At 50.6% G+C, this 15,813-nt stretch carries 16 protein-coding genes and 1 tRNA gene; 9 read left to right on the top strand and 8 right to left on the bottom strand.

Features of this window, described 5'->3' with window-relative positions:
* Positions 1–182: 182 nt before the first annotated feature.
* The 6 genes from V6N04_RS03940 to V6N04_RS03915 form a co-directional block, all read right to left on the bottom strand.
* Entirely contained in the window at positions 183–779 is a 597-nt protein-coding gene (locus V6N04_RS03940; protein WP_371168828.1) for a site-specific integrase, read from the bottom strand.
* The gene (locus V6N04_RS03935) at positions 776–1,264 is read right to left on the bottom strand and encodes a hypothetical protein (protein ID WP_371168827.1); all 489 of its coding nucleotides are present in this window, start codon (positions 1,262–1,264) and stop codon (positions 776–778) included. The genes V6N04_RS03940 and V6N04_RS03935 overlap by 4 nt, the downstream gene beginning before the upstream one ends.
* On the bottom strand, positions 1,248–1,739 hold the full coding sequence (locus tag V6N04_RS03930; protein WP_371168826.1) for a hypothetical protein: 492 nt from the start codon (positions 1,737–1,739) through the stop codon (positions 1,248–1,250). Before V6N04_RS03930 ends, V6N04_RS03935 begins: the two co-directional genes overlap by 17 nt.
* A 24-nt stretch (positions 1,740–1,763) precedes the next feature.
* Positions 1,764–2,006, bottom strand: coding sequence for a hypothetical protein (locus V6N04_RS03925; RefSeq protein WP_371168825.1), 243 nt, complete (start codon positions 2,004–2,006; stop codon positions 1,764–1,766).
* A gap of 320 nt (positions 2,007–2,326) precedes the next feature.
* Positions 2,327–2,401, bottom strand: a tRNA-Asn gene (locus V6N04_RS03920).
* A 58-nt stretch (positions 2,402–2,459) separates the two neighbouring features.
* Positions 2,460–3,383, bottom strand: a complete 924-nt coding sequence (locus tag V6N04_RS03915; protein ID WP_371168824.1) for an MBL fold metallo-hydrolase — start codon at positions 3,381–3,383, stop codon at positions 2,460–2,462.
* An 86-nt stretch (positions 3,384–3,469) separates the two neighbouring features.
* On the opposite strand from V6N04_RS03915, the gene V6N04_RS03910 reads away from it, so the two are divergent.
* The gene (locus V6N04_RS03910; RefSeq protein ID WP_371168823.1) at positions 3,470–4,813 is read left to right on the top strand and encodes an ATP-binding protein; all 1,344 of its coding nucleotides are present in this window, start codon (positions 3,470–3,472) and stop codon (positions 4,811–4,813) included.
* A 91-nt stretch (positions 4,814–4,904) separates the two neighbouring features.
* Complete coding sequence (locus V6N04_RS03905) at positions 4,905–5,660, top strand: class II aldolase and adducin N-terminal domain-containing protein (protein ID WP_371168822.1); 756 nt, start codon at positions 4,905–4,907, stop codon at positions 5,658–5,660.
* Between the two features lie 83 nt (positions 5,661–5,743).
* Here the strand turns inward: V6N04_RS03905 and V6N04_RS03900 are convergent, their stop codons facing one another.
* Entirely contained in the window at positions 5,744–6,277 is a 534-nt protein-coding gene (locus V6N04_RS03900) for a cytochrome b (RefSeq protein WP_371168821.1), read from the bottom strand.
* A gap of 134 nt (positions 6,278–6,411) precedes the next feature.
* Between V6N04_RS03900 and V6N04_RS03895 the strand changes: the two genes are divergently transcribed.
* Positions 6,412–7,293: a LysR family transcriptional regulator gene (locus tag V6N04_RS03895; RefSeq protein WP_371168820.1), complete on the top strand. Its 882-nt coding sequence runs from the start codon at positions 6,412–6,414 to the stop codon at positions 7,291–7,293.
* A 170-nt stretch (positions 7,294–7,463) separates the two neighbouring features.
* Here the strand turns inward: V6N04_RS03895 and V6N04_RS03890 are convergent, their stop codons facing one another.
* On the bottom strand, positions 7,464–8,504 hold the full coding sequence (locus V6N04_RS03890) for a methyltransferase domain-containing protein (RefSeq protein WP_371168819.1): 1,041 nt from the start codon (positions 8,502–8,504) through the stop codon (positions 7,464–7,466).
* A gap of 298 nt (positions 8,505–8,802) precedes the next feature.
* Here V6N04_RS03890 and V6N04_RS03885 point away from each other — a divergent pair, with 298 nt between their 5' ends.
* Genes V6N04_RS03885 through V6N04_RS03860 form a run of 6 tightly spaced genes read left to right on the top strand, consistent with a single transcriptional unit; the run spans position 8,803 to position 15,609 of the window.
* Entirely contained in the window at positions 8,803–10,110 is a 1,308-nt protein-coding gene (locus tag V6N04_RS03885; protein ID WP_371168818.1) for a hypothetical protein, read from the top strand.
* On the top strand, positions 10,103–12,046 hold the full coding sequence (locus V6N04_RS03880) for a hypothetical protein (RefSeq protein ID WP_371168817.1): 1,944 nt from the start codon (positions 10,103–10,105) through the stop codon (positions 12,044–12,046). Before V6N04_RS03885 ends, V6N04_RS03880 begins: the two co-directional genes overlap by 8 nt.
* Complete coding sequence (locus V6N04_RS03875; RefSeq protein WP_371168816.1) at positions 12,039–14,276, top strand: hypothetical protein; 2,238 nt, start codon at positions 12,039–12,041, stop codon at positions 14,274–14,276. The genes V6N04_RS03880 and V6N04_RS03875 overlap by 8 nt, the downstream gene beginning before the upstream one ends.
* Complete coding sequence (locus V6N04_RS03870; RefSeq protein WP_371168815.1) at positions 14,251–14,736, top strand: hypothetical protein; 486 nt, start codon at positions 14,251–14,253, stop codon at positions 14,734–14,736. The genes V6N04_RS03875 and V6N04_RS03870 overlap by 26 nt, the downstream gene beginning before the upstream one ends.
* Entirely contained in the window at positions 14,729–15,151 is a 423-nt protein-coding gene (locus tag V6N04_RS03865) for a hypothetical protein (RefSeq protein ID WP_371168814.1), read from the top strand. The genes V6N04_RS03870 and V6N04_RS03865 overlap by 8 nt, the downstream gene beginning before the upstream one ends.
* Positions 15,136–15,609, top strand: coding sequence for a hypothetical protein (locus V6N04_RS03860; protein ID WP_371168813.1), 474 nt, complete (start codon positions 15,136–15,138; stop codon positions 15,607–15,609). Before V6N04_RS03865 ends, V6N04_RS03860 begins: the two co-directional genes overlap by 16 nt.
* The last annotated feature ends 204 nt before the right edge of the window (positions 15,610–15,813 follow it).

The raw sequence follows: 15,813 nt of genomic DNA, 5'->3' as shown, positions 1-15,813 counted from the left end.
GTAATGATGGGATAGAGGTGGGTATGAAGCGTATTGCTGTACGGGCCGGGTTTTTGCGTTCATTGTTGCCAACTTCGGAGACTTCATCCAAACCGCACTTTCGCCGCACCTTGGGTGCGGAGTAGCACTCTTGAAGCGTGAGACAAAGCGGGGGCGCCTCAGGGGGAAACTTAAGGCACGAGTTAAATTGCGCACGGTAGGGACGCGATGGCCGCGTATTTTTCGGCTACACCGGTTTCGTCGCGATTTGTGCTTTTGTTGATCGACCGGTCAGCGTCACTGCTTTCGACGTGTCCCAAAATATCAAAGCGGGTGACCTCGTGAATGTCTCTGTTGTGGATGACGCTGTGATTCACATAGTGGCGCAGGCTGTGAATGCAAAATTTGCGCGGATTGCCGTTTAGTGACAGCCGTAGAGACTTGTGCCAGAAATCATCCAGGGGTTCTCCGATTTTTGCCACTTGTCCCTGTCGTCCATCCCTTGTGCGTTTCTTAGGAAGGATGTTCGGGCACAACAATCTGGTTGGGGAGGCCATGTGGGATGATGCATGGTCGAGCAGCCCAAGTTCAAGCATGTGTGGATGAATAGGGATGATCCGGCTTTTTTCAATTTCTCCACCTTCGCCTTTGATGCTGCGATATGTGTCGGCGCAGATGTGGAAGCAGGGGGTGCCATCAACTGTCGCCACATTTTCTGCCAGGAGCCCTGCAATTTCTGCACGGCGCGCACCGGTATAGGCCAGAATTAGGGGCACCCAGAATTTGGCATTCTTGATCACAGCTTGTCCGGAAACATGGTGACCGCCGGGACTTTGGCACCTTGCCATGCGGAATGGGAAAACACGTGTTTCACTTCTTCAAAGCGGAATACGGAACGACGTTTATGGGCAGGGGTGCTGGCTTTGGTTTTGGGTTTCAGAGGCGGCACGTCTAAATCCGGTATCAAAGAATGCCCCTCAGATTTGGCGCGTTTCAACAGCAATTCCAGGGACTTAAAGTGGCGGGACGTTGTGCTCGCAGTCAGGCCATTCTCAGCGGGTTTGTTGAGGTTTGCACGCGCCATAACCGCTTCAATTGTGAGGTCTGCATCCTTAGCCGAGCGAAGAAAGTTCTTTTGGATCTTGCCTAATGCGTTGCGATAAAGGCTCAGATGGAACTGCTTGATATTGGTAACATCAACCACACCAGTCGCCAGGGAAAACAAGCGCAAATCAGACGCCCGTTGTTTGGCGACATCCTCGCTGAGATCATCGGCCTTTGCCATGCGCCAATACACTTCGGCAATACGCAGATGAATAGCTGGCGCGGCTGGTTGCTTTCGTTTTCTGAGCGATGTCGTGCACATCGCGTAGCATGTGCGTGGTTAGGTTCTCGGCTGACACAGGGGGAGAGATAGCAGGTGATTTGATTGGTTTTGGCTCTGGTTTGTTGGGAATACTGACCGTGGTATGGGAATGGAGAGCTGCAGCTGGTTTGGGGTGTGGCTCTTCTGGCGGCTGGTAGTCCAGCAAATCTTTTGCCTGTTCGTAGCAAACATCCAGCAAGTGCTTCTGAGGAGATCGAACCGCTTCAAACGCGGCGAGTTTTGCCGTGATATGTGCTTCGCGGACCTGGCATTCATGTTCGAGATTATTGAGTAAAGACGTGTCAGATCCGGTCGCCTCGGCGTAATCGACTTCCAGTGATGCGCGACCTCTGGGTGACATGATTGCGTTGCGCCCAAATTCGTAAATGTGCATGGCCGTTTTCAAGTGTGCTTTGGACTAAGTTGGATCGATGGCACGTGTGGGAAATGTCTTTTGAAGGCCGTGTTCCAGCATAGCGTTCAGAACCACCGGATGAAACTCAGCCCGGATTTGATTATCATCACCAATCCGGCCCATCATACGCGCAGAACGAAGATTGCGCTGCATGCTGTGGACTTGGTTGCGCAGCGCAGAGGTCAGATATGTACGCACCAATTCCTCGGGCGAAGGGGGCTGGATGAAAATAAAGCCGTTCGACATCTTTTGGTATTCCGCTCGGATTTGTTGAAGCAGAAAAGGGCTTGGGATTTGTCTTTGCTACTCAACGACACCATTAGCGGGCGTGTTTTATGTGGATAATCTGCAATGCGGCGCCAAAAATAATAGGTACCATTCTTATGGAAAAGACATTGAGCCATGTTTGCCCCGTGCGGTTGGGGGCTGACGGACAGGAGATATAAACGTCACAAGAGATGTATCACTATCTGTGTGTCCTGTTGTGTAACCAAATTCTCATGCACATTTGATTCTGATCGAACCAATTTTATAATTGTGCTTTATATCAAGCCTTAAGAAGAATTTGGCTCCGGCGGTAGGGATCGAACCTACGACCAATTGATTAACAGTCAACTGCTCTACCGCTGAGCTACGCCGGAACACGAGGGGCGATATAGCAAGTGCGATTCAGGGTCGCAAGTGCAATTCGTGTTTTTTTCAGCCGATCCTATGAAAAACTGCGTCGGCGCGGAGCTCGGGTGATGCGGTCACGATTTTGCGGCTGGAAAGGTCGATCAGATGGGCGAAAACATTGCGTTCAGCGGCGGGGATCAGGGCAGGGGGTGTATCTTTGTAAATTGTGCGGGTCAGCGCCAACACGGTCGTGGGACGGTCGTTCGATAAGGTTCCTAAAATCTCAGCCTCTCTGGATTTGCGGCGAGAAATCAGCCAGTTGATACGGGGAGCCGGATCCGAAATTGCTGCACCATGTGCCGGATAGTAAATGCGGTCCGTCCGATCCGCGAGTTTGACACAAGACGCCATAAAGGCTGTCAGGTCGCCGTCCGGAGGGGAGACGAGTGAACTGGCCCAGCCCATGACATGGTCGCCGGTCAGGACAAACCCCTGAGAGGCAAAACTGACGTGGTTTGCGAAATGGCCGGGGGTCCAGATCGTCTCGACCGGTAGGCCGCCTGCGTCGAAGGTTTCGCCGTCTGCGACGCAAATATCTGGCGCGAAACCCGCATCGACGCCTTCGCCGCCTGAGGTTAGCCCCCGAGCGACGAGGTCTTGCATGATGTCACTCCGCCCCGCGGTTGCGTCTCCGAAGGCAATGATTGGTGCGCCCGTCGCCTCGGCTAAGGCGGGGGCGAGCTCTGAGTGGTCAAGGTGGGCATGGGTTACAAGGATGTGCTTCACACGCTCGCCCTTGTGAAGCCCCGCCAGAATTGCATCCAGATGAGATCGGATCGCGGGACCGGGATCGACCACGGCCACATCGCCTTCGCCAAGGATGAAGGTGTTGGTGCCCCAATAGGTCATTGGCGAGGGGTTGGGCGCGATGATCCTGCGCAATCCCGGTTCCAACTCGAGCATTTGTCCCACGGGTGGTCGGTCGGGTGTCGGGTTTTTCTGGGTCATGGTGTGTGGGCTCCTGCGGGTCGTACCTCAGCTATGCTGGTCGGAGGCGGCTTGGCAAGCGTTGCGCTGCGTCTTAGGGTCTGGCCATGTTCCAATCGCTCAAATCCCGCGTGCTCGATTTTGAATGGCTTAAACGGTTTATGCCGCGCAGTCTTTACGGGCGAGCGGCCCTTATCTTGATTGTGCCGGTGGTCACGCTGCAACTGGTGGTCTCGGTCGTTTTTATTCAGCGCCATTTCAATCGTATGACCGTGCAAATGACGTCGGCAGTCGTGTTGGAGCTGGACTATCTGCTGTCTCAGATTAACGCCGCACCGACCACGGGTGCTGCGCAAGAAGCGGTGACCCCCATAGTCGCCCCGCTGGCAATGTGGATCGAACTGCCCGGCGCAGGGGTGCCAGATGCCATGAGGTGGACAGATTTTACAGGATCACGGGTCGAAGATACGCTGCGTGCTGGCCTGCCCAGTTTGACCGGTGTTGACCTTAAGACCGCGCCACAGGGCGTGATTTTGGGGTTTGAAACCGACCACGGTCCAATGCGTGTCGGGTTTTCACGCCAGCGCGTGTCCGCACCCAACCCACACCAGCTTTTGGTGCTAATGGTTGTCACCGGCATTTTAATGACTTTGATTGCCTACATGTTTCTGCGCAACCAACTTCGGCCCATCCGCAGGCTGGCGCGTGCGGCCAACGCGTTTGGCAAGGGGCAGGTTGTGCCTTATCGATTGGCCGGCGCAAGCGAGGTCCGGGCAGCAGGTAAGGCGTTCCTTGACATGCGCTCACGCATAGAGCGCCAGATCGAGCAACGTACGTTGATGCTGTCCGGCGTCAGTCATGATCTGCGAACTCCGCTTACCCGGCTGCGGCTAGGGTTGTCGATGATTGACGATGAAGGTCGCGAGGATCTGGAACGCGACGTAGAGGATATGGAGCGTTTGGTTGATCGCTTCTTGAGTTTTGCGCGATCTGACGCGTTAGAAGACGAACCTGAACCCGTTGACCCGGCAGAGTTGGCGCGCCACGTCGCCGAGAATGCGGCGCGCGGCGGGCAGAAGGTCATTCTAACCGAAATTGCCGAGGTCGGCGAGCGACCGTTGCGACGCGCAGCCCTTGAGCGCGCGCTTGAGAATTTGTTGGGAAACGCTACCCGCTATGGTTCGCGCGCCCAATTATCACTGGTGCTGGGCCGCGGTGATTTGCGCTTTGTGATCGAGGATGACGGGCCGGGCATCGCCCCGGAACTGCGAGAAGAAGCGCTGAAACCATTTGCCCGCCTTGATCAGTCCCGCAATCAGGACAAAGGGTCCGGGGTCGGTTTGGGGTTGGCCATCGCCAGCGACATTGCGCGCGGTCACGGTGGGCATTTGCGTCTTGGCGAAAGTGACCGGCTTGGTGGGTTGAAGGTCGAACTGGTGCTGCCGCAGTAGCGTGACTCGGAAACTGAAAACAATGTCGCAATTGTGCCAGACCGGGTGTGGACAAAACGATCTACTGGGCTTGAACACATTGGAGCAGCAGATGAGTCAAACCGAGAACATCCCCAATATTGACCACTGGCAAGAGCGTGTGGACATGGCCGCAGCGTTTCGGTGGACCGAACGTTTGAACATGCACGAAGGTGTCGCCAACCATTTCAGTCTGGCCGTCAACGATGCGGGGACTCAGTTCCTGATGAACCCCAATCAAAAGCACTTTGCGCGCATTCGTGCCTCTGATCTGCTTTTGCTGGATGCTGATGACCCCAAGACGATGGAGCGACCGGACGCACCCGATCCCACGGCATGGGGCCTGCATGGCGGCGTGCACCGTCATTGCCCACACGCGCGCTGCGTGATGCATGTCCACTCGATCCACGCCACGGTTCTGGCATCTCTGGCGGACAGCAACCTGCCACCCATCGACCAAAACTGCGCCACCTTCTTCAATCGCTATGTGATTGATGATGGCTACGGCGGGTTGGCCTTCGAAGATGAGGGCGCGCGGTGTGCCGGGCTGCTGACCGATCCCAAGGTGAAGGTCATGATCATGGGCAACCACGGCGTGCTTGTGATCGGTGACAGCGTCGCGGACACGTTCAATCGGCTTTATTACTTTGAACGCGCTGCCGAGACTTACGTCCGCGCACTTCAAACTGGTCAACCGCTCCGCGTATTGCCCGACAAGATTGCCGAGAAGACAGCGCAGGAACTTGAGAACTATCCAGATCAGGCCGAACGCCACCTGGACGAGTTGAAGGCAATTCTTGATGAGGGCGGTAGCAACTACGCGACTTAAGATGCGCCGCTAATACTTTGAAGTTATGACGTAAAAGCGCGCGCCGATGTAGTCGACGCGCGCTTGTGATGGTTATGCGGTGACTACTTCGCGCGCTTGCCAAACCACATCCGACTGATCAGGTGATCTTTACGGATGAACTGGTGATAGGCCCATCCTGCCAGATGAAGTGCAATCAAAAGCAGAAGTAGATTTGCAATCAAACCATGTGCTGTGCGCGCGGTGAATGCGTCGAAATTGGCAGGCAAGGGGGTGCCTGATCCACCAAAGGCGATCGGGAACAGCCCAGCTGACATGGCGATGCCAAGACCACTTCCCACCATCGCGAACACCAACAGGTACAATCCCCAATGAGCCGCTTTTGCACCCGAGTTCAACGCAGCGTTCCCTGCGTCTGCATGGGGTGGGGTTTCTTTTGTTAGTCGTGTCACAAGTCGAACGACCATCAGGGTTCCAATCACAATCCCCCAAATCATATGCCCCTTAAGACCAAACATTTTGTCGGGGTCCGAGTTTTCCATGTCGGCAAGTGAAGGCCCTCCGATCAGCAATGCGACAAGGACCATAAAGGCGACGATCCAGTGAATGGACACAAGGAGCGGGTGATAGCGTTTCATGACTTTTCTTTCCGACTTGGCGTGCAGGAAGCTACTGCCGTTGTTCAATATCAAGCAAAATAGTCCAGAATGGCGCGATAATAAACATAACAATCCGGAACATATTGTTATATCAATGTAACATGAACTTTGATGTGAAAAGATCCGATTGGGAACTGCTCCCTTTTTTTCTGGCGCTTTCGCGCGCGGGGAGTCTTAGAGCCGCTGCGGATTTGACCAACACCAGCTACGGGACCGTAAACAGGAACATACGAGCGCTGGAGGCCAGCTATGGTGTACGGTTGTTTCAGCGATCTCAGCGCGGGTTTGTGCTTACTGAATTCGGAGAACAGTTGCTTCCGATCGTTGAAGAGATCGAGTTGGGAGTTGATGCCGCGCGCAGGCGCGTAGAGGGAATGGACAACAGTGAATCCGGCACTGTGCGCTTTTCGGTCACTCCCACACTAGCTTATGATTTGATTGCGCCAATCATCGGAAAATTTCACGCGCTCTACCCGGGGATCGATGTCGACCTGAGCTTAAGCCAGCGGATCGAATCTATCCCGAACAACGAAACTGATGTTTCTCTGCGGGCCGCTGAAACTGTCCAAGACGATGTAATCGCCCGAAAGCTCTTCCGTATGACCCTGGCCGTCTATGCCAGTAAAAAATATGTAGATGAACATGTGGCGCAATCGAGCGGTGGCGGCGAAGGTCTGAATTGGATCGGGTTTGGCAGTCGACAACCTGCACCATTGATGTCCGAGCAATTTCCACAGGCCAGACATCGCCACAACGTTGATGATGGGTATATGCGTGCCTGTTTGTTGAACCAGCATTGTGGCATGTCACCGTTGCCGGTTCTGTTCGAACGAACTTTTCCTAACTTACGTCGAGTACCCGGTACCGGTCTGACCGACGGACCATGGCTTTGGATACTACTGCACTCGGACTTGCAAAAGACGGTACGGGTTCGACGATTTGTCGATTTTCTTGCACAAGAACTTCTGGTGTTAAAACGCATATCGCACGCATGACAGCCGTTTCTGGGTGTGGGAGCGGAAAGTGGTAGGCCGTAGGGGGGGGGCCAAACCAAAGCGTTGTGAGCAATTCACACCATCAACTGATAGAAATCGCCAACCTCAAATGCGTCCAGAATCCAACTGCTTAAATAGCGTATAGAATGCCGATTATCCCGCGTTCACAATCAGTTGGGAATCATGCGATTTCTCACAGCTTTAAGCTTTTCGTACAAACCATCACCTATGATTGTCCGCACAATTTTCCGTAGTGAAAATGAGCCCGATTGGTTGAAATCTTCCGTAACAGGTACGGGCTTCGGCATCGCGTCGCCGAGCCGTTTTAATCCGGCACTACCAAGAGAGGCGTTCACCTCTCTAAGTAATCCAAGGCGCCGACGATTAAAATCCTCGTCTGTGTCTTGATCTTCGACGTCACCGTCAGCTTTTCTTAAGTGGATGAAAAACTCCAGCCCCTGCGGGGGCAAAACTTCGATGATATCAAGATCAATTAAACCAATGTGCCTCAGATCACGTATCATCAATTCAAGACTTGCGCCGAAGACAACGTTGCAATGTACATCTCTATAGGGAGATGGACTGGCGACGTCTGCAACATAAGTGGCGTAAATTGATTTGAGATCTCCTTTAGGCCAAAAGCCATCAGGATTCTCGCGCGGATCAGACATCCCGACGAGGCGTTTTTCTCCAATGTAGTAATTTCCGATGTTGGCGTCGTAGTCGAATATTGTTTCGGGTGTTGGCTGAGTGTGACGATTGTGAAAAGCAGCCAGCCAATCACTTAGTTTTGTCGGGGTTCTGAAGTGGTCAAAACACATTCGGTGGTCGGGAATGGCCATCGAAATTGTGCCGCCTGGTCGCAGCGCTTTTGAACAAGCTTGCAGGAATTTTATTGGGTCGGGCAAATGCTCGAAGTTGTGAGATGATAAAATGTAATCGACTTGCCCTTCAAGGTTTTGAGCGGCAACGGCATCTCCCAAATCCGTCGCGTTAGAGACAATGTCGACGTCCTCGATTAGGTGAAGATCGCACTCAGCTACATTGTGTCGTTCCACCGCGATTTTCTTAAGTTCATCTGTATCGAATATATCCAATACCAGAATGTTATACCCGTCTGACTTGCGAACGATTGGACGATAGAAGGGCGCAATCTCTATGCCCAGGCGGCCTTTGTCTGTGAAGCGCTTCAATTCATCAATGCGAGACATACGGTTCTTTCTTACTGGAGTGGAATCCACTTTGCGTTGAGGTTGGGACGTCAATACCAATCAATAGTTCAGTTTACTATCCGATTAAATGTTCGCTCTGATTTTCGCAAACAATGTGTGGCTCACAACGCGGTGAACGCTCGCATTCTCTTTGCTTGACTGCCAGTGTGGTAGGCCCGGAGGGATTTGAACCCCCAACCATTACTCAATGTAAAAAATTGGTCAAAAATCTAAAATAACTTTATGTTTTCAATTGCTGTAAGTAGTGTCTTCCGTGAAGTAGCCGAGGACCGAAGTGGTGCACAAAGAATTCACAATAGAAAATTACGTCCGCACTTTTCCAGGCTCACTGATCGTGCCCCAGTTTTCGCTTGTGCGGACTGGTAGGCTTCTGAGAGAACCGGAAGTTTTTTTACTGCAAATGCGCGATGGCAAGCTCATGGATTGGTTGCTTCTCTGTGAACGAACACGGGAATATGTGACGCCAAAGTTGACCAAGAAAAGTTCAAAAGACCCTATTGCCGGAATGGGTCGCAGTTTTAGTGATCAGACGATCAAGACGTACGGTAAGCATCTCAAGAAATTTTTGGCGTGGTCTGAGTGGAAGGGATGTGAAGCTGGCGACTATGAGAAATTCAACCCAATGAACCTCGCATCAACTCACGATCCATTGGGACAACGAGGTAGTCTTGAAAGCTTCTTGAAAGACATGTTGTCGCGTGAAGAGTTTACATCACAGAATGCACGGATTATCTCTACGATTGGAGCTGTGGTAAACAGCTACTTACTCTTTCTTGTCGCCTATGGCGTTCGCACGCGTGACTTTGTTCCGTACCATTTTTCTGTTCCGAAAACTTGGGCGGCTCAGACAAAGAAACCCAAACCCACCCAAGACTATCCATATCCTACCGAATTGAAAAAATGGGTGATGTCATCTGATGACGTTCGAATCCAAGCGATACGAGGTCTCGCATGTTTTGGCGGACTTCGTCGATCGGAAATTCTGTCTCAAACACGTGAGACAATACCTTCGCAGTCGAAAGTCAGAATGGTCTCCACTGGTTTCCGAATGGAATTGTGCGTTTTTGGAAAAGGAAGCAAGTGGCGCACAACTACGATACCTTTCTTTTTTTACAAAACCCTTTGGGCGCTAAAGACCAACGAGCGCCAACGTCTTCATTCGTCAATGCTTCACCGAACCGGAAAGGGGCTTCGCCGTCCCAAATCAGACGAGCCACTATTTTTATCAACAAATGCGAGAAATTTTGGGAAAGCACTTTCTGAAATAATTGTCCAAAAGGCCTTCGATGATGTGCCATTCAGCAATTGGAAGCCTCACAGTGCCCGACACGCTTTCGCAGTAAACAGACTTACAGAACTCACGCTGGCGCAGATGAATGGTATCGGGACCGGCCATCTTTCAAAAAAGGAGTTCTTTGAAAGAGCGATCTTAATGGGAACACCGCTGGATACGTTACGTCGTGAACTTGGACACGTTAACCAGGAAACAACAAGCGTATATCTCATGGGGATGCGTGAACGTGTGTTTGATGGCGATGCCATCGAGCTCTTGCGCCGTGATTTACAGGAGTTTTATCGTGGGTGAAGGGGCTCAAGTACACGACTATCTTGTTTACGGCCGCGAAAATCAAAGATCATTAGATTTACGACCGTTCTATTTGGGTAAGCAAGTTGCGACTTCATTGAACGATATGTATTGTCCATTTGTGGGCCAACCCCGACTCTTACGTTCCATCCGTTTTGCTGTTGAAAAATATGCCGATCAATTGGCTCAACCAGACAAAATTGGTATGTACCTGTCCAGCTTTCTCACATTTCTGACTGAGATTGACGCCCATGACGTCGACCTTCACTACATCGATCGAGACGTGCTAAATGCGCACGCCCATTGGCTTACTCGCCGTGGCCTTGGTCAAGGTGGCCGCCAGCAACAACATTCTACGGGTAATCAAATATTCCGTATATTGTATTCGTCTCTCACTGAACATGCACCTGGGCAATTTCCCAATTTAGGAAATTTTGGAACGAAAACAGCAATAGCATACCCAAAAGTTCAGGGGACGAGAGCAGCCCAAACAATCGACAGTTCGAAACATCTGTCTCCCAAAATGCTGGAAAAAGTTGGAGCGTATTGTCTCTCAGTTCTTGATGAGATCGATAATGAAAACACGTTTGTCAATGTCGTTCCCGAATGGGGGGTAGATAAATGCGATAAGCGCCATGTCCTATTCGACTATCTCCAGTACCGATCGGAAAGCTATTTAGACGAAAAAACAGGTGGCAAATGGTTGGAGAAGCGGGCAAATCAATTTCCCTGGAAAACAAAGCCTTACGCATTTGGTAGATCTTCTGGACCACTTGCCTGTGGAGGGAATGCTTCTGAGATGCACATAGCACTCTTTCCGAGCATGGAAGAAATGCTGGCATCACTATGCTTGGTTGCGATTGAAACGGGATTCACTGAAGGAGCAAAACAGATCGGATTGAACTCAATCATACCGAGTGCGAAACGTCCTGGATGCCCGGCTTCTTCTGAATTGGTTCAAATTTTGCCCGGCCAATTTGGTGCGCGACCAAAAACAGGTAGGAGTTACAAGTCACGTGCTGTCACTACATGCAAAGGTGGCGCGTATTGGGCTTTGCGACGTTATCTGAAACGTTCAAAGCGGTTACGCGATATGGGAGAGCAGCGCCTGAAAATTATGAAGCGAGACTTGGCGACACGCAAAGGCTCTAAGACGATATCAGCCAAATCTCTGGAAAGCGACATAGCTACGCTGAATGTCTCACTACACCAAGTTCTAATCTACATGACCGCTCAAAGAGGCAGGCTCATTTCCGCGCAGGATGTCGGCCGATCAAACGTCGCTGAATTCATGGCCAAGGCCCTGCCAGAGACAAACAATAGTTTCTACGACCTTCGACATGCTTATGCACAAAAAATCTTGCAAGAAACCGGAAGTGTTTTCGAAGTTCAAGCTGCGCTTGGCCATGTCAATACCATGACGACGATGGAGTATTTACGCAGTAGAAATATGCGGGAAGATGCATTTGAGGCTGTTACACGAGTTGCCGGAATCGTGTATGATGAAATCGCAAAAGCTTATGAAATCAACATAGATATTGTACGCGCGCGGTTCAAACTTGGGGGGCGCGACCTAACCGACAAGGAACGCGCAATTTTCCCAGTTACTAAGGTAGGCGCGCGCTGTACTGACAGTAAAAACCCTCCAGACCTCATGGACCCAAAAAACACTGCCAAAGGCCCAACTGGATGCACCTCAGGCAACTGTATCCTCTGCCCTTCGAGCCTATGGAACAATAAGGAGATTGGTTTTGATTTCTTGGCTGCCGATGAGATCGCGCGCCTAAGGAGGGACATTAGAATTCAACGCCATGCAGAGAAGCGCATCTGGTTAGAGTATCAATTGGAGGCTTGGTCAGCGCTACTGGGACAGATGCCTGAAGACCAGCAAACAAGGATTGATGAATTGGCTAATCTGGACGCACACAATGGGTGATACGGGTCAGAAATCCATCGGGTCTCTCGAACCTGTCAACGCTCAAAGTTATGCCGCGAGCCAAATTCAATGGGGAGCGACTTGGGAAGAAATAGAAAACGCTCGATCTCTAAGTTATGGATTTCGGATAGCTGATGACTTTTGGGAATTCCCTGCGTCTGAAAATGCGAATGTTCGTTTGTCTTTTAGATCCATTGACTTTGGAAAGCTAACCAAATGGCCAGCGGTAAGCCTCGATTTTGAGGGGTTCAAGCGGCGGGTCAAGCGGATGGTGTGGACATACGTCCACCAAGACCCAACGAAGTCACAGAGGACCATTGTCAATAACTCCAAAACGTTTGTTTCAATGATGAACGCACTTTCAAGTGATACGCGCTTTGCACCGAATGTTGACGATGTTTGCCCCGATTTTTTTCCATTTTTTTCGGGGATTTCACCATCCCAATTCGATCTTTTAGTGCCGGCTGAGAGGTATTTGAGAAATGGTGTTTATCTCATTCGCGCAATTGGTGAGATCACTCAGGATCGGTTCTCGTTCCATCCTGAGAGCTATCAAGAGGTTAGGGGGCGCAAGAGAAAATTGCGAAACCGAGACACGTATAAAGCGATGAATTCAAATAGCCTTGAGGCGTTGAGCGATAAGGCGCTTTCGAAACTCCTCTATGTGTGCCAAGTGTTTGCCGGTTACGTAGATATCGTGGAGCAAGCATGGTGCTGGCACGCCCATCGCGGGGCAGTGTTTGGTGCTACTGAGGTTTCGAACGGAGCCTACTGCGCCAAGGATCATGAAGGTGGTGGGTATCTTGATATCGAACCTGAGAACATTGAAAGCGTAAATCACGCATTTGAAAATGATGTTATTCAGTCAAACTTGGAACGCTGGGTTAGAGGTGGGATAGTTGAGCCCAGTGGGAAGCTATGTGTTCCTATCTTCAATGCAACTGATACCCCTTATACGCACCTATCGGAGCTACAAAATGTCAGGGTTTTGCAAACCACTCTGACACAAATCCGAACCGCTTGTCTTTTCTACTTTACTTTCCTGACAATGATGCGGGCGCAAGAAGTGTATAACCTTAAAGATGATCTTTATGTGCCGACTGACGCCGAATTTGATCTCATCGTGGGAAAGGTTTTCAAGGAGCAAGACGGGATTTACGGGCAGACACGCGATTGGCCTTATCCTCGTATCGCTGCGCCAATTGTTCGATCAGCGCAACGTGCAAAAACTCTCGCGGAGACAATCAACCCGAAAAAGTCTCAACTATTTTTGTTTAGGGCGGAAGAGCCAGGGCGGTTACGCCTTAGGCGTCTTTTGTCTGAGGTCTTTGGTGTTTCCGAGGATATGAATAATCTTCCTCAAAGAATGCGGCCCTCTGCTATAGCGATGGTAGGTCGTGCTTCTCGCGATCTGGAGGCTGCTCGGATCACAGCTGGTCACGATTTAATCGAACAAACTTCCGCCTACTTGAAGTCGAACCTTAACCTTCGTGACCCAAAAGAAGCAGAAATAATCGCTGAGGAAGCCGGAAACGAACATCTGAAAATGGATCGCAGATTTGGCTCTCGGATGCTTAAATCCCTGCCTGAATTGAGCCCAGATAGCGATAAGAACAAGATATTGATGCGCAGCACGTCAATGTTTATCAGGCAGATGGGCTCTATTTCGAACGAAAATCTGGAACTTAGAGAACGGCTGCAGAAATCTATCGACGAGGCTGACTCAGATAATTTTTTAACGGTTCTAAACGCGCTTGGCGAAGATTTTGATACAGTTGCCGAGTTTATTGGTGAGGGAGTGCGCCGAAACGGACCTGGTCGTTATTGCATGGCAAAGCGCGGGGGTGCCAACTTTAAAGGCGCGTGCAGTGAAAGCGAGGGTGAGGTAAATGATACCGGCTGCGTTCCATGGTGTCAGTATAATTTCGAGGAGGTGTTTGGTTTGGAGCAACGCGCGGTTGATGCCGAGCGCCTAATTAGGTTCTTCTATGACCATCTTGACGGGCAGGTGGCTTTCTTCGCGCAGAAAGCAGTCGGCACGCTCAATGAAATTCTCAAAGCGACTTGGAGCTTTGATGGTCCATTGAATCTGTTCAAGACCGACCTTCGCATCAGAACGATAATTCAACAAATCCAAAATGTAGAACCCGATTTTGCTGAAGTGTTGGATCCTTACGCGAGACGGACAATGAAGGAGTATCTTGATGCACAATCTGTTGAGCGCGTATGAGCGAAAGCGAGAGTCGGTTAAGTGCGTACTCGTGAAGTACGAAGGGATAAAGTGTGATGCACAACGCTCGGGTTTGAACTTTAAGGCACCTTCAAAACTGGCTTTCCAACGTGAGGCGGATGTAGGAAAAACTTACATAAATCGCCTTGAGAAGGATGATCCACTATACCTTCGTTTTGAAGCTTTGCGAGAAAAACCCGAGGAGCGTGTGATACGGAAGAACATCGAACAGGAACGGTTGGATGAAATTCGGCGCGTAAAGGCGGATCTCGAGGTTACGACATTAGAGAAACAAAAGCTCTCATCCGAGATATCTTCTCTACAACTGGAACTAAAACGCGTTCGATCACAACTTGAGAAGTATGAGGCTGCTTGGCACGCTAAAGGTCAAGTTGCTCCAAAACTAACGGTTTTTGATGGTGATGACTGTCGAGTTGTTGAGTTGCCAATAAATGACTGAAGTAACAAACAGATTTGCGAAGGAATTTGTGTCTTGGGCGCAGTCTGTCAAGGGCCGGGAAAGTAGTTTTGTTCGCAACGGTTCGCTTTATGTTGCTGGCTTCATGAAAGATGCAAATTGGCCTGCCAGTACGGGTCGGCAGCGATTTAAAGACAATAAGCAATTGCAAAAAGTGCGTGCAAAATGGGAGGAAATGCACTGTGACCTTGACGAAAAACCGATCAAGATGCTCCCTGACGTTGTTCCATCTCGTGAGCTGAAAGAAGCGCAAAAGCGCATTGCTTTTCTTGAGCGAGTTCTCGCTCTGAAAAATGCGCGGATCAAGCAACTTGAACAACACAATGAGCAACATTCCGAAGTTAGAGAATTGATTGCTCTCGGCGGACGGTATCAACTTAAATGGGCTTTGTTGTAGCCTATATCGTCCAAGAGAAGGGATTTGTGGGCCTGGGTCCATCAAGGTCGCGCCAACTCTATGAAGAGTTTGGTTGTGGGCTTGTAGACGCTCTTCTGGAAGGATCGGAGCTAATAGCGAAACTTGTTGGCCGCAAGCGCACCTTTGACATAACGCAAATCGCTGCAGAACACCTTGGGGCTTTGCGCTTTGCCCGAGAACTGGATGAGCTTTGTATCAGCCACTTCTTAACCGTTTCTGAAGCAATGCCAGTCATCCGGGCTCATAAGGCGGTTGTCTCAGGTTCCTTGCGGGAAGATCCATTTGTATTGGGTGCGGTGTTGCCTTGGTCGAAGCTTAAAAAGATCGCACTTCATCTGGGTATCGATTCAAGCGATGTCCGGTTTGTTATGGCGGCTATCGACGAGGAATTTCGACAAATGCGTATTTCCGGTTCGTTGCCACAGCATTCTCAATAACATTGCCGTACATTCTTGCTAACATTACACGGCAAAGCTTCTGATCTCGGTAGAAACAGGCGCAACGGAGCATTGGCCAGAAGCGCGTAGACCTCAAATATCGGAGCGTTTCTGGCCAATGCGGCATATTCCAATTGCTTTGCAATTTTTGCAAGGTTCGCTCCTGTGCTTTTCACACCGAGGGGTGAACTTATTTTCTGGCGC

The organism is Aliiroseovarius conchicola, from assembly GCF_041403445.1.
GTDB lineage: Bacteria > Pseudomonadota > Alphaproteobacteria > Rhodobacterales > Rhodobacteraceae > Aliiroseovarius > Aliiroseovarius conchicola.
This window is presented reverse-complemented; position numbering and strand designations above follow the sequence as displayed.

Excerpts from the sequence above, each read along its gene's own strand:
- V6N04_RS03935 (WP_371168827.1), bottom strand. The coding sequence starts at position 1,264 with ATGGCAAAGGCCGATGATCTCAGCGAGGATGTCGCCAAACAACGGGCG.
- V6N04_RS03930 (WP_371168826.1), bottom strand. The coding sequence starts at position 1,739 with ATGCACATTTACGAATTTGGGCGCAACGCAATCATGTCACCCAGAGGT.
- V6N04_RS03925 (WP_371168825.1), bottom strand. The coding sequence starts at position 2,006 with ATGTCGAACGGCTTTATTTTCATCCAGCCCCCTTCGCCCGAGGAATTG.
- V6N04_RS03915 (WP_371168824.1), bottom strand. The coding sequence starts at position 3,383 with ATGACCCAGAAAAACCCGACACCCGACCGACCACCCGTGGGACAAATG.
- V6N04_RS03910 (WP_371168823.1), top strand. The coding sequence starts at position 3,470 with ATGTTCCAATCGCTCAAATCCCGCGTGCTCGATTTTGAATGGCTTAAA.
- V6N04_RS03905 (WP_371168822.1), top strand. The coding sequence starts at position 4,905 with ATGAGTCAAACCGAGAACATCCCCAATATTGACCACTGGCAAGAGCGT.
- V6N04_RS03900 (WP_371168821.1), bottom strand. The coding sequence starts at position 6,277 with ATGAAACGCTATCACCCGCTCCTTGTGTCCATTCACTGGATCGTCGCC.
- V6N04_RS03890 (WP_371168819.1), bottom strand. The coding sequence starts at position 8,504 with ATGTCTCGCATTGATGAATTGAAGCGCTTCACAGACAAAGGCCGCCTG.
- V6N04_RS03875 (WP_371168816.1), top strand. The coding sequence starts at position 12,039 with ATGGGTGATACGGGTCAGAAATCCATCGGGTCTCTCGAACCTGTCAAC.
- V6N04_RS03870 (WP_371168815.1), top strand. The coding sequence starts at position 14,251 with ATGCACAATCTGTTGAGCGCGTATGAGCGAAAGCGAGAGTCGGTTAAG.
- V6N04_RS03865 (WP_371168814.1), top strand. The coding sequence starts at position 14,729 with ATGACTGAAGTAACAAACAGATTTGCGAAGGAATTTGTGTCTTGGGCG.
- V6N04_RS03860 (WP_371168813.1), top strand. The coding sequence starts at position 15,136 with ATGGGCTTTGTTGTAGCCTATATCGTCCAAGAGAAGGGATTTGTGGGC.